This is a genomic window from Affinibrenneria salicis (assembly GCF_008710095.1).
This window is the reverse complement of sequence record NZ_VYKJ01000005.1, coordinates 59,544-71,879: the sequence shown is the minus strand read 5'-3', so window position 1 is coordinate 71,879 and position 12,336 is coordinate 59,544. Positions and strand designations below refer to the sequence as shown.

Below are 12,336 nucleotides of genomic sequence, written 5' to 3'. Positions count from 1 at the left end.
AGGAGCCCGCTATGTTTGAATATGAAGTATTGCGTTTTATCTGGTGGCTGCTGATTGGCGTGCTGCTGATTGGTTTCGCCGTGACCGATGGCTTCGATATGGGCGTCGGCATGCTGGTGCGTCTGATGGGCAGAAGCGATACCGAACGCCGCATTATGATTAACAGCATCGCGCCGCATTGGGACGGCAATCAGGTTTGGCTGATCACCGCCGGCGGCGCGTTGTTCGCCGCCTGGCCGACGGTTTATGCCGCGACGTTCTCCGGTTTTTATGTGGCGATGATCCTGGTGCTGGCCTCGCTGTTTTTCCGTCCGGTCGGCTTCGACTATCGTTCCAAGCTGGAAAGCAGCCGCTGGCGTAATATGTGGGACTGGGGCATTTTCATCGGCAGCTTCGTTCCGCCGCTGGTGATCGGCGTGGCCTTCGGCAACCTGTTGCAGGGCGTGCCGTTCCATATCGACTCGACGTTGCGCCTGTTCTATACCGGCAACTTCTTCCAGTTGCTCAACCCGTTCGGCCTGCTGGCGGGGATTGTCAGCCTGACCATGATCCTGGCGCACGGCGCGACCTACCTTATAATGCGCACTAACGGGGAACTGCATCTGCGCGCTCGCGCATTCGCGCAGATTGCCGCGCTGGTCATGATGGTCTGCTTCGTGCTGGCCGGCGTATGGGTGATTTACGGTATCGATGGTTATGTGGTGACGTCCGCTCTGGACGGCGCGGCCGAATCCAACCCGCTGCGTAAAGAGGTGGTGCAGCAGGCGGGCGCATGGCTGATTAACTTTAATCGTTATCCGATCCTGTGGGCGATCCCGCTGCTGGGCGTGGTGCTGCCGCTGTTGACGATCATTACGGCCAGAGCGGAGAAGGGGGCCTGGGCCTTTCTGTTCAGCTCGCTGACTATCGCCTGCGTGATTCTGACCGCCGGGGTCGCCATGTTCCCGTTCATCATGCCGTCTTCCACCATGCCGAACGCCAGCCTGACGATGTGGGATGCCACCTCCAGTCTGCTGACGCTGAAAGTGATGACGATTGTAGCGATTATCTTCGTTCCTATCGTGCTGGCTTATACCATCTGGTGTTACTACAAGATGTTCGGACGCATTACTAAAGAACATATTGAACAGAACACCCACTCATTGTATTAAGGAGCTGAATTTATGTGGTATTTTGCCTGGATTCTGGGAACGCTTCTTGCCTGTTCGCTGGGGATTATCACCGCCCTGGCGCTGGAACAGAGTGAAGCCAGTAAAGCCCAAAAAGATCAACATTGATGGGCAATATGGTCGACAGGGTGTACGCGCTGACGGATAAACGTCCGCTGCGGGCGCTTTCCCTCGTGCTGGCGCTGGTCGCCGCCGGGTGCGTATTATGGGATCCGAGCCGCTTTGCGGCCCGGACCAGCGCACTGGCGCTCTGGCAGGGGCTGTTACTGATATGGGCCGTGTGCAGCGGGGTGATCCACGGCACCGGTTTTCGCCCCGAACACTGGCGCTGGCGGCTTATTTTCGCACCGTTGCCGGCGTTGGTGATCCTGGCGGCGGGATTGCTTTATTTCTTCATTCATCCCTGAGCGATTTCAGCGGGCTGGACGGCGGCGGGCGGAAGATTTTCCGCCGCTCGAATCCCTCTGGCAGACAGGCTGAGCGCATGGCGTCAGCCCGCCTGCCGCCTGAACGCTGAGGGGAAAGAGAATCGATTTCTATTCCATTTGGTTATGGGTTGTTCGCAACCCATAATTATTTTCTATCCGCTTCCGCAACCCATTCCAAAGCTCATTTCTCTTGCGTATAGTAGCGATGTTTATTGCATTACCGGGATGTAGAGTGAGCAACAGATTATTCCGATGGCCAGTACGGGTCTATTTCGAAGACACGGACGCTGGCGGCGTGGTTTATCACGCGCGTTATGTCGCCTTCTATGAGAGGGCGCGTACAGAGATGCTGCGTCAGCACAACTTTCATCAGCAGGCATTATTGGACGAGCGCGTGGCGTTTGTTGTCCGCCGTATGGCCGTAGAATACCTCACGCCCGCGCGTCTGGACGATCTGCTGGAAGTTCAAAGTGAAATCGTATCAGTACGCGGCGCCTCTTTGACGTTCGCGCAGCGTATCCTTGATTCTCATGGCAACCTGTTAAACCAGGCTGACGTTCTGATCGCATGCATCGATCCACATCAAATGAAGCCTATCGCGCTTCCTAAGTCTATTGTCGCGGAGTTTAAGCAGTGACTGACATGAATATTCTTGATTTGTTTCTGAAGGCCAGCCTTCTGGTGAAACTAATCATGTTGATTTTGATATGTTTTTCTGTTGCATCCTGGGCAATTATCATCCAGCGCACCCGTATTCTTAACGCGGCCACGCGCGATGCCGAAGCCTTTGAAGACAAATTTTGGTCAGGCATCGAACTATCCCGGCTGTATCAGGAAAGTCAGACCCGCCGCGACAGCCTGACCGGAACCGAACAGATTTTCTATGCCGGTTTTAAAGAGTTCGCTCGTCTGCACCGCGCCAATAGTCACGCGCCGGAAGCGGTGGTCGAGGGCGCATCCCGGGCTATGCGCATCTCGATGAATCGTGAACTGGAAATGCTGGAAACACACATTCCGTTCCTCGGCACCGTCGGCTCCATCAGCCCGTATATCGGTCTGTTCGGCACCGTGTGGGGGATCATGCATGCCTTTATCGCGTTGGGCGCGGTGAAACAGGCGACGCTGCAGATGGTTGCTCCGGGTATCGCCGAAGCCCTGATAGCCACGGCGATCGGCCTGTTCGCCGCGATTCCGGCGGTGATGGCCTATAACCGTCTTAATCAGCGGGTGAATAAGCTGGAGCAAAACTACGACAACTTTATGGAAGAGTTCATCGCTATTCTGCATCGCCAGGCCTTCGCCAGCAGTGAAGGCGCTAAGTAATCAGGGGGTAGCATGGCTCGTGTACGCAGAGGTCGTCGTGAACTGAAGTCAGAGATCAATATTGTCCCTTTGCTGGATGTGCTGCTGGTGCTGCTGCTGATTTTTATGGCGACGGCGCCGATCATTACCCAGAGCGTGGAAGTTGACCTGCCGGACGCCACCGATTCAAAAACCGTTTCCAGCACGGATAATCCGCCGGTAATCATTGAGGTGTCCGGCGTTGGTCAGTACAGCCTGGTGGTCGAACAGCAGCGCATGGAACAACTGCCGGCGGAGCAGGTGGTGGCCGAAGCGCAATCTCGCATAACGGCCAACCCTAAGACGGTATTTTTGATTGGTGGTGCCAGGGATGTTCCTTATGATGAGATCATTAAAGCGCTGAACCTGTTGCATCAGGCCGGGGTCAAATCCGTAGGCCTGATGACTCAGCCGATTTGATGATCTCTTTACGATCGTGATCTGAGGATCCCGTTCTGGCAACACTGTTTTTGGGAAACGATAGTGCTAAAAGCAACCGGACAAAACGATAAGCTGAACCGCGCGATTATTATCTCGGCGGTTTTGCACGTCATTATGATTGCTTTGCTGATCTGGAGTTCGTTGTCCAACCCGCTGGACGCCAGCAGTGGCGGCGGCGGTGGTTCGGCCATAGACGCGGTGATGGTCGATCCCAATGCGATGGTCGAGCAATACAATCGTCAGCAGCAGCAGCAGACTGACGCCGCGCGGTCGGAGGAGCTGCGTAAAAAGCAGGCCGAACAGCAGGCGGAAGAGTTGCAGCAAAAGCAGGCCGCGGAACAACAGCGGCTGAAAGAGCTTGAGAAAGAACGTCTGCAGGCGCAGGAAGAAGCGAAACAGCAGGCGCAGCAGCAGGCGGAACAGCGCAAACAGGCGGAAGAACAAAAACGGCAGGCCGAAGAAGCGGCCCGTCAGGCCAGAGAACAGCAAAAGCAGGCGGAAGACGCCGCGGCGAAGGCGAAGGCCGAAGCGGAACAGCAGGCTAAAGCGGCTGCCGAAGCGCAGAAAAAAGCGCAGGAAGAAGCGCAGAAACAGGCCGCCGCCGCGGCCGCCGCGAAGAAGCAGGCGGAAGAAGAGGCAAAGGCGAAAGCGGCTGAAGCGGCGAAACAGAAGGCCGCCGAAGCGGCCAAACAGAAAGCGGCGGAAGACGCCAAACAGAAGGCCGCGGATGCGGCGAAGCAGAAGGCCGCCGAAGCCGCAAAACAGAAAGCGGCCGCAGAGGCGAAGAAAAAGGCCGCCGCGGAAGCGGCTAAGCAGCAAAGCGACGTTGACGATTTACTGGGCGGGCTGGCTTCGTCGAAGCCTGCTGGCAATAGCGCCGCTGCCGGCGGCAGCAGTGCGCCGGCAGGGGTCGGCAATAATCGGCGCAGCGGCGCGTCCGGCGCCGCGCTGGATAGCTACGGCAGTCAGGTGCAGGCGGCGATTAAGAGCAAATTTTATAACTGGGAAACCTATATCGGGCGGACCTGTACGTTACGTATCCAGCTGGCGCCCGATGGCCTGTTGGTCAATGTGAAATCGGAAGGCGGCGATCCGGCGCTGTGTCAGGCGGCAATCGCGGCGGCCCGGCAAGCGAGAATTCCCCGACCGCCCAGCCAGGATGTGTATGAGGCATTCAAAAATGCGCCGATTGATTTTAAACCACAATAAGGGTGCGTATGTGCTGAGTCGGGTTTAAGATTTTTACTATGGCAACAGGCTGCATTATGGTGTGTTGTTCACCGAGGTTTGTTAAAATTCTGCTAATTTATCGCGGGCAAGGTGCCTGGATACGGGAGATAAGATGAAGCAGGCATTTCGAGTTGCACTGGGTTTATTCATGCTGTGGGCAACAATGTTGCACGCAGAGGTGCGGATAGAAATCACGCAAGGCGTGGATTCTGCGCGTCCTATCGGCGTGGTGCCTTTCAAGTGGGTCGGATCGGGCGCGGCGCCTGAAGATATCGGCGGTATCGTGGGCGCCGATTTGCGCAACAGCGGTAAATTTAATCCGATTGACGCCAGCCGCATGCCGCAGCAGCCGACGACGGCTTCTGAAGTCACGCCGGCTGCGTGGACCGCGCTGGGTATCGACGCCGTCGTGGTCGGTCAGGTTCAGCCTGGGGCCGACGGAAGTTATCTGGTGTCCTATCAGTTGGTTGATACCTCGGGCAACCCGGGGAGCGTACTGGCGCAGAATCAGTTCAAGATCACCCGCCAGTGGCTGCGCTACGCCGCGCACACCGCCAGCGATGAAGTTTTTGAAAAACTGACGGGGATTAAGGGCGCCTTCCGTACCCGTATCGCTTACGTCGTGAACACCAACGGCGGTCAGTACCCGCACGAGCTGCGCGTGGCCGATTATGACGGCTACAACCAGATTCCGGTGCACCGCTCGCCGGAGCCGCTGATGTCGCCGGCCTGGTCGCCGGATGGCAGCAAACTGGCCTATGTCACCTTTGAAAGCGGCCGTTCCGCGCTGGTGGTGCAGACGCTGGCAACCGGCGCGACTCGCCAAATCGCCGCTTTCCCGCGCCATAACGGCGCGCCGGCCTTCTCGCCGGACGGCAGAAAACTGGCTTTCGCGCTGTCTAAAAGCGGCAGCCTGAATATTTATGTTATGGATCTGGCCTCCGGCCAGATCAGCCAGGTTACCGATGGCCGCAGCAACAACACCGAGCCGACCTGGTTCCCGGATAGTCAGACCATTGCTTATACTTCAGACCAGGCCGGTCGTCCGCAGGTTTATAAGGTCGGCATCAACGGCGGCACGCCGCAGCGCCTGACCTGGGACGGCGCCCAGAATCAGGACGCCGAAGTCAGTGCCGACGGAAAATTTCTGGTGATGGTGAGCAGCAGCGGTGGCGCTCAGCATATTGCCAAACAGGATCTGGAAACAGGGTCCGTGCAGGTTTTAACGGACACTTTTCTGGACGAAACGCCAAGTATCGCGCCTAATGGCACCATGGTGATTTACAGCTCAACGCAAGGGCTGGGAGCCGTGTTACAGCTAGTCTCGACAGATGGGCGTTTCAAAGCGCGTCTTCCGGCAACTGATGGACAGGTCAAATTTCCTGCCTGGTCGCCGTATCTGTAATTGTGAATATGCACAATAAACTATTTAAAGGACATAACGACATGCAATTTAACAAAGTGCTGAAAGGCCTGATGTTGGCTTTGCCGGTACTGGCAGTGGCCGCATGCAGCTCTAACAAAAATGCCGGTAGCGATCAGTCTTCTATGGGCGCGGGTACCAGCGGTATCGAAAATGGCGATGCTTCTTCCTCTGAGCAGGCTCGTCTGCAGATGCAGGAACTGCAGCGCAACAATATCGTTTACTTTGGTTTAGACAAGTACGATATCCGTTCTGATTTCGCTCAGATGCTGGACGCGCACGCTGCGTTCCTGCGCAACAACCCGTCTTACAAAGTGACCATTGAAGGCCACGCGGATGAACGCGGTACGCCGGAATACAACATTGCGCTGGGCGAACGTCGCGCCAATGCGGTACAGATGTACCTGCAGGGCAAAGGCGTTTCCGCTGACCAGATCTCTATCGTTTCTTACGGTAAAGAAAAACCTGCCGTATTAGGTCATGACGAAGCGGCTTACGCCAAAAACCGTCGTGCCGTTCTGGTATATTAAGAGAATCGCATGAGCAGTAACTTCAGACGTCACCTGTTGGGTCTGTCGTTACTGGTTGGCGTAGCGGTCCCCTGGGCCGCTACTGCCCAGGCGCCAATCAGTAATGTCGGCTCTGGCTCGATAGAAGATCGGGTCACTCAAATCGAGCGTATTTCCAACGCTCACAGTCAGCTATTAACCCAACTTCAGCAGCAGCTTTCCGATACGCAACGCGATATTGATAATCTGCGGGGCCAGATTCAGGAAAGTCAATATCAGCTGAATCAGGTCGTGGAGCGGCAAAAGCAGATCTATCAGCAGATTGATGGACTGAGTTCTTCAGCTCCGGCCGCGTCGGCCGCAGCGTCGGATGCCGGCAATAGCGTGGCGGATCCCGCGCCTTCAGCCGCGCCGGCCGCGTCCGCCAGCAGCGGGGATGCGAACTCGGACTATAACGCCGCCGTCGCGCTGGTGCTGGAAAAGAAAGAGTACGATCAGGCGATTGCGGCGTTTCAGCGTTTTGTCGGCAAATATCCGGATTCTACTTACCAGCCCAATGCCAATTACTGGCTGGGGCAACTGAATTACAATAAGGGCAGAAAGGACGACGCGGCGCATTATTTCGCCAACGTCGTTAAAAACTACCCTAAGTCGCCAAAAAGTTCGGAAGCGCTGTTTAAAGTCGGCGTGATCATGCAGGAAAAAGGACAGGCGGCAAAAGCGAAAGCTGTCTATCAGCAGGTCGTTAAACAGTATCCCGCCACCGACAGCGCGAAGCAGGCGCAGAAGCGTTTAGCCAGTTTATAAGTTTTTTCAGGCACAAAAAACACGCGATATGCGTGATTTTTGTGCCTGAACGTTTGAAGTTCAGGCAATCGGACAGTTTTTTATAAATTTCGGTTGCACTGAAAATATAAGTCAGTAATATATGCCGCCGTTGCCCACGGTAGTCGTAAGATGCTCAGGCAACAGGAAATTTGGGTCGTTAGCTCAGTTGGTAGAGCAGTTGACTTTTAATCAATTGGTCGCAGGTTCGAATCCTGCACGACCCACCATTTTCCTTACTTGTTAAGTTGTTCCGCACTGCGGGTCGTTAGCTCAGTTGGTAGAGCAGTTGACTTTTAATCAATTGGTCGCAGGTTCGAATCCTGCACGACCCACCATTCCCCTTCCTTATTAAGTTGTTCCACGCTGCGATTGTTCGTTCAGTTGGCAGAGCCGTTGACTCTTAATCAATGGGTCTCAGGTTCGACAAAATCCGCCTGTTGGTTTCGCACAACGCGTAGCGTTAGCCCTGAAAGGCTGAGGCCGCAGACCAAATAATCCCGCACGACTCACCATTGCCTGCATGAAGTGTCTTTACGCCAGGTAAATTTAATATCGCGTTATACCGGACGTGTGGCGTGGGCAGAAAAGCGGCGCTCAGTTTTAAGACGGGCGAAGCGAGACGGCAACGCCCGGCGCTGACCTGCACAGGCGGTCTGTCGGGCGCATTCTGCACGCGTCTTATCTCATCATCCTTGATTCGTCACGCATGTCAGAGCGGCCGGTTTTGCGCTATATTAGCCGCTTTCCATCTCTCTTCGCGATCTGATAGGGTCCGTGCCGCGCGTGCGCAGCGGCGCAGAGAATGGCGGCGCGACACGACAGGGGTAACTATGATCGGTCCTTTTATTAACGGCGCGGCAATTCTTATCGGCGGCGGACTGGGGTTGCTTCTCGCCCGAGCCGTGCCGCAAAGGATACGTGACGGCTTACCGCCGGCCTTTGCTATGGTATCGATCGCCATGGGCGTCACCATGGTGATTAAGGTCCACCAACTGCCGGCGGTCGCGCTGGCCATCGTGTTGGGCGTTACGCTCGGCGAGTTGCTGCGTCTGGAACGGGGCGTGCAGTTAATGGGCATGGCGATCCAGAATATCCTGAGCCAGTTGATGCCGAAACAGAAGAGCACGCTGTCGCAGGAGCTCTACAGCCAGAATTTCACCGCGCTTATTGTGCTGTTCTGCGCCAGCGGAACCGGCGTGGTCGGTGCGTTGACCGAAGGCCTGACCGGGGATTATCAACTGCTGATTATTAAATCGGTGCTGGATATCTTTACCGCGCTGATTTTTGCTATTACGCTCGGCGCGGCCGTGATGTCGATCGCGTTGCCGCAGTTTTTTGTCCAGACGCTGCTGTTTTTCTCCGCGCAACTGATCATGCCGTTTATGACTGATATCGCCATGGGCGACTTTGCCGCCTGCGGCGGTATTATCATGATGGCGGTCGGGCTACGCATCGCGCAGATCAAACAGTTTGCCGTAGTAAACTTTTTACCGTCTCTGCTGCTGGTGATCCCGATCTCGTTGTACTGGCATCGGCTGTTTGGCTGATGTCGGCATCGTCGCGGCGAGCGCCCTTCGGGCGCTTCGCGCTTCCCGCGCGGTATTTTCCCCCTATGCCGCCGTTTCACATCACAAATCCTGCGAGCAATGCTGCAAAAATCGCCAGGCTAACCTGCATCAGAACACTGTTTTTTAATCTAATAAACAAAAAAGTAAAATTCTGGTAAAAAACGGGCGACTTCAGGCTTTTTTTTCGGTATTTTGTTTAGCATAAAAAACAAGATCGGTCTGCTGTAGCCGCAGACCGGGAATAACCGAGTTCCTGTCGTATTGTGGAAGCCAGTATGAGCCTATTTTTCGATAGTAATACAACCGTTTATCCATTTCCGCCGCGGCCTAAACCGCTGGCGGCGGAGATGAAACAGTATTACCGGCACCGTATAAAAACGCTGCTTAAACAGCAGGATGCGGTGATGGTGGCCCACTACTATACCGATCCCGAGATCCAGGCGCTGGCGGAAGAGACCGGCGGCTGCGTGGCGGATTCGCTGGAGATGGCTCGTTTTGGCAGTACGCACCCGGCGTCGACGCTACTGGTGGCCGGCGTGCGTTTTATGGGCGAAACCGCAAAGATTTTAAACCCGGAAAAACGCGTTCTGATGCCGACGCTGGCCGCGGAATGTTCGCTGGATCTGGGCTGCCCGGCGCAGGCGTTCAGCGAGTTTTGCGACAGTCATCCCGACCGCATCGTTGTGGTATATGCCAACACGTCCGCCGCGGTGAAGGCGCGGGCCGACTGGGTGGTGACGTCGAGCATCGCGGTTGAGCTGATCGAATACCTGGATGAGCAGGGCGAAAAGATCATCTGGGCGCCGGATCGGCATTTGGGCAGCTATGTGCAGAAACAGACCGGGGCCGACGTGCTGTGCTGGCAAGGCGCCTGCATTGTCCATGACGAGTTTAAAACTCAGGCGCTGAGCCAGATGAAAGCGCTCTATCCCGACGCCGCGGTGCTGGTTCATCCTGAATCGCCGCAGGCGGTGGTGGCGATGGCGGATGCGGTCGGATCGACCAGTCAGCTGATTCAGGCGGCGCGGACTCTGCCTCACTCGCGTCTGATTGTCGCGACCGACCGCGGCATTTTTTACAAAATGCAGCAGGCCTGTCCGGATAAGATTTTGCTGGAGGCGCCGACGGCCGGCGAGGGGGCGACCTGCCGCAGTTGCGCGCACTGTCCGTGGATGGCGATGAACGGCCTTGAGGCGATTGCCAGCGGGCTGGAGCAGGGCGGCGCGCAGCACGAGATTTATGTGGACGAGGCGCAGCGTCAGGGCGCGCTGGTTCCGTTGAACCGGATGCTGGATTTCGCTGCTAAACTTAAGCTGCGCGTTAAGGGAAACGCTTAATAATTCAGTGGATTTAACCTGTGGTCCGCTCCGGCGGGCTGATTTCTTTTTTTTATAAGGATGATGCGGCATGGATTTTTTCAGCACCAGCAATATTCTGGTTCATATCCCTCTGGGCGCGGGTGGCTACGATCTGTCATGGATTGAAGCGATAGGGACGCTGGCCGGGCTGCTGTGTATCTGGCTGGCCAGTCTGGAGAAGACGAGCAATTATTTCTTTGGTCTGATCAACGTTACGCTGTTTGCTGTGATCTTTTTCCAGATTCAGCTCTATGCCAGCCTGCTGCTGCAGATTTTCTTCTTTGCCGCCAATATATACGGCTGGTACGCCTGGAGCAGAAAAACGGAAGATCGCCAGGCCGAGTTAAAAATTCGCTGGCTATCGTTATCCGGGGTGCTGAGTTGGGGGGCGATCTGCGTTGTCGCGATTGCCGTGATGACGGTGTATATCGACGGCGTTTTCGCATTTCTGACGTCGATTACCGTCTCCGCGCTGGGCGGCGCGGGCATCAACGTGGCGATGCCGCAATTGAGTCCGGATGCGTTTCCGTTCTGGGACTCAACGATGATGGTGCTTTCGATCGTCGCGATGATTTTGATGACGCGCAAATATGTCGAAAACTGGCTGCTGTGGGTGGTGATTGATGTGATCAGCGTGGTGATTTTCGCTTCGCAGGGCGTTTACGCCATGGCGCTGGAATATGCGATTCTGACGCTGATTGCGCTCAACGGCTCCTGGTTGTGGGTGAAAGGCGCGCGCGAGAACCATTCACGCCCGCTTTCGTCCGCACAATAAAACGCACGCCGATCAGTGGCGGTGGTCATGCGCCGCCGCCGTCTGGTTAATTTCGCAGTGGCCGGTATCGCAGCGCTGATACTCCATTTGCACGGTGGCATGCGCTATTTGGTAATGATCGCGTAGGTAGCGGTGAATACGCTCCAGCAGCGCGTCGTGATCGTTGGGTGGGATGACCTGCGCGTGTAACGTCATCAGCGGTTTCTCCCCCACCAGCCACAGATGTACATGGTGAATATTGCGCACCTCGGGGATATTGCGGCGCAGATCCTTTTTCAACGCTTCGATATCGACCTGGGCGGGCGAACCCTCGAGTAATTCATGCGTACTTTCGGCGATGAGCCGCCAGGCGCTGCGCAGGATCAGACCGGAGACGATGATCGACAAAATCGGATCGATCGGCGTCCAGCCGCTAAACAGGATAATCAGGGCGGCGATAATCGCGCCCACCGATCCGAGCAGGTCGCCCAATACGTGCAGGGTCGCCGCGCGAACATTGATATTCTTTTCTTCATTGCCGTGGTGCAGCAGCCAAAAAGCCAGGATATTGGCCAGCAGGCCGGCGATGGCGATCAGCAACATCGGCCAGCCGGCGACCGGCTGCGGTTGATAGAAGCGCTGAATCGCTTCCCAGAAAATCAATCCGGTGATCGCCAATAGGGTGAGCGCATTGACGAAGGCGGCCAGCGTGGTGAGCCGCAGATAGCCGAAGGTATGGCGCGCGTTAGGCTTGCGTCGCGCAAATCGTACGGCCAGCAGGGCGACTAACAGCGCGGCGGCGTCGGTCAGCATATGGCCGGCATCGGCCAGCAGCGCCAGAGAACCGGACAGCAGCCCGCCGGCCACCTCCGCCAGCATGAAGCCCGCCGTGATGATAAAGGCCGCCAGCAGACGTTTACTGTTGCTGTTGCCCTGCTCCGCAGACGCGGTGTGATTGTGTGAATGCGCCATAGATTGTCCTGTAGAAAAAATGTCGGTTGCCGGGCGCGATGCGAAAAAATATCGCGTTCAGTCGCGAATCGTTGCGCTGAATTTGCGCGGCAATCGACAGCGTGGAGCATTTGATCATGCAAAACTGATTAATTCAGCGCCATTACTCAGTCTGCCTGACATATAATAGCAGTCTGTTGCGCCTGGCGGATTTCAGAATGTGTCAGAGCGATAAATCCGCCGGGAGCGGATTTGACCGCCGCTGGCGTCGGCCATGAAGGTGCGCGGGGTCGGTACGAAAGCCCCGCGCGGCCAGCAGTAAGACGGGAATAGCCC

14 protein-coding genes and 2 tRNA genes are annotated in these 12,336 nt (G+C 56.1%); 15 read left to right on the top strand and 1 reads right to left on the bottom strand.

From position 1 onward, the window contains the following. The first annotated feature begins 11 nt into the window (after positions 1-11). From cydB to pnuC, 15 genes are all read left to right on the top strand, one after another. Entirely contained in the window at positions 12-1,151 is a 1,140-nt protein-coding gene (gene cydB / locus FJU30_RS11430) for a cytochrome d ubiquinol oxidase subunit II (RefSeq protein ID WP_150435100.1), read from the top strand. A gap of 12 nt (positions 1,152-1,163) precedes the next feature. Then, positions 1,164-1,277: a cytochrome bd-I oxidase subunit CydX gene (gene cydX, locus FJU30_RS11425; protein WP_150435099.1), complete on the top strand. Its 114-nt coding sequence runs from the start codon at positions 1,164-1,166 to the stop codon at positions 1,275-1,277. Then, positions 1,277-1,576, top strand: a complete 300-nt coding sequence (gene ybgE, locus FJU30_RS11420) for a cyd operon protein YbgE (protein ID WP_150435098.1) — start codon at positions 1,277-1,279, stop codon at positions 1,574-1,576. Before cydX ends, ybgE begins: the two co-directional genes overlap by 1 nt. A gap of 253 nt (positions 1,577-1,829) precedes the next feature. Continuing rightward, a complete protein-coding gene (gene ybgC, locus FJU30_RS11415) occupies positions 1,830-2,234 on the top strand; it encodes a tol-pal system-associated acyl-CoA thioesterase (RefSeq protein WP_150435097.1) in 405 nt (134 codons plus the stop codon). Next, on the top strand, positions 2,231-2,920 hold the full coding sequence (gene tolQ, locus FJU30_RS11410; RefSeq protein ID WP_150435096.1) for a Tol-Pal system protein TolQ: 690 nt from the start codon (positions 2,231-2,233) through the stop codon (positions 2,918-2,920). Before ybgC ends, tolQ begins: the two co-directional genes overlap by 4 nt. Before the next feature lie 12 nt (positions 2,921-2,932). Beyond that, a complete protein-coding gene (tolR, locus tag FJU30_RS11405; protein ID WP_150435095.1) occupies positions 2,933-3,358 on the top strand; it encodes a colicin uptake protein TolR in 426 nt (141 codons plus the stop codon). A gap of 63 nt (positions 3,359-3,421) precedes the next feature. Next, positions 3,422-4,588 carry a cell envelope integrity protein TolA gene (gene tolA, locus FJU30_RS11400; RefSeq protein WP_150435094.1) on the top strand — a complete coding sequence of 389 codons (1,167 nt, stop codon included), beginning with the start codon at positions 3,422-3,424 and terminating at the stop codon, positions 4,586-4,588. A gap of 133 nt (positions 4,589-4,721) precedes the next feature. Continuing rightward, the gene (gene tolB / locus FJU30_RS11395; protein WP_150435093.1) at positions 4,722-6,014 is read left to right on the top strand and encodes a Tol-Pal system beta propeller repeat protein TolB; all 1,293 of its coding nucleotides are present in this window, start codon (positions 4,722-4,724) and stop codon (positions 6,012-6,014) included. Positions 6,015-6,055: 41 nt separating this feature from the next. After that, complete coding sequence (pal, locus tag FJU30_RS11390) at positions 6,056-6,562, top strand: peptidoglycan-associated lipoprotein Pal (RefSeq protein ID WP_150435334.1); 507 nt, start codon at positions 6,056-6,058, stop codon at positions 6,560-6,562. A 9-nt stretch (positions 6,563-6,571) separates the two neighbouring features. Further along, entirely contained in the window at positions 6,572-7,348 is a 777-nt protein-coding gene (cpoB, locus tag FJU30_RS11385) for a cell division protein CpoB (protein WP_150435092.1), read from the top strand. Positions 7,349-7,520: 172 nt separating this feature from the next. Beyond that, positions 7,521-7,596: transfer RNA gene (locus FJU30_RS11380), tRNA-Lys, on the top strand. Between the two features lie 32 nt (positions 7,597-7,628). Then, positions 7,629-7,704 (top strand) — tRNA-Lys (locus FJU30_RS11375). 495 nt (positions 7,705-8,199) lie between these two features. Next, on the top strand, positions 8,200-8,916 hold the full coding sequence (locus FJU30_RS11370; protein WP_150435091.1) for a DUF554 domain-containing protein: 717 nt from the start codon (positions 8,200-8,202) through the stop codon (positions 8,914-8,916). A 296-nt stretch (positions 8,917-9,212) separates the two neighbouring features. Continuing rightward, the gene (nadA, locus tag FJU30_RS11365; protein ID WP_150435090.1) at positions 9,213-10,274 is read left to right on the top strand and encodes a quinolinate synthase NadA; all 1,062 of its coding nucleotides are present in this window, start codon (positions 9,213-9,215) and stop codon (positions 10,272-10,274) included. A 70-nt stretch (positions 10,275-10,344) separates the two neighbouring features. Continuing rightward, positions 10,345-11,070, top strand: coding sequence for a nicotinamide riboside transporter PnuC (pnuC, locus tag FJU30_RS11360; RefSeq protein WP_150435089.1), 726 nt, complete (start codon positions 10,345-10,347; stop codon positions 11,068-11,070). A gap of 12 nt (positions 11,071-11,082) precedes the next feature. Here pnuC and zitB read toward each other — a convergent pair whose 3' ends face one another. Then, complete coding sequence (gene zitB / locus FJU30_RS11355; protein ID WP_150435088.1) at positions 11,083-12,021, bottom strand: CDF family zinc transporter ZitB; 939 nt, start codon at positions 12,019-12,021, stop codon at positions 11,083-11,085. Between the last annotated feature and the right edge of the window lie 315 nt (positions 12,022-12,336).

What these genes read in the sequence shown, in the direction of transcription:
- cydB (WP_150435100.1), top strand. Translation starts at nt 12, where the DNA reads ATGTTTGAATATGAAGTATTGCGTTTTATCTGGTGGCTGCTGATTGGC.
- tolB (WP_150435093.1), top strand. Translation starts at nt 4,722, where the DNA reads ATGAAGCAGGCATTTCGAGTTGCACTGGGTTTATTCATGCTGTGGGCA.
- tolR (WP_150435095.1), top strand. Translation starts at nt 2,933, where the DNA reads ATGGCTCGTGTACGCAGAGGTCGTCGTGAACTGAAGTCAGAGATCAAT.
- zitB (WP_150435088.1), bottom strand. Translation starts at nt 12,021, where the DNA reads ATGGCGCATTCACACAATCACACCGCGTCTGCGGAGCAGGGCAACAGC.
- pal (WP_150435334.1), top strand. Translation starts at nt 6,056, where the DNA reads ATGCAATTTAACAAAGTGCTGAAAGGCCTGATGTTGGCTTTGCCGGTA.
- cydX (WP_150435099.1), top strand. Translation starts at nt 1,164, where the DNA reads ATGTGGTATTTTGCCTGGATTCTGGGAACGCTTCTTGCCTGTTCGCTG.
- ybgE (WP_150435098.1), top strand. Translation starts at nt 1,277, where the DNA reads ATGGGCAATATGGTCGACAGGGTGTACGCGCTGACGGATAAACGTCCG.
- nadA (WP_150435090.1), top strand. Translation starts at nt 9,213, where the DNA reads ATGAGCCTATTTTTCGATAGTAATACAACCGTTTATCCATTTCCGCCG.
- cpoB (WP_150435092.1), top strand. Translation starts at nt 6,572, where the DNA reads ATGAGCAGTAACTTCAGACGTCACCTGTTGGGTCTGTCGTTACTGGTT.
- FJU30_RS11370 (WP_150435091.1), top strand. Translation starts at nt 8,200, where the DNA reads ATGATCGGTCCTTTTATTAACGGCGCGGCAATTCTTATCGGCGGCGGA.
- pnuC (WP_150435089.1), top strand. Translation starts at nt 10,345, where the DNA reads ATGGATTTTTTCAGCACCAGCAATATTCTGGTTCATATCCCTCTGGGC.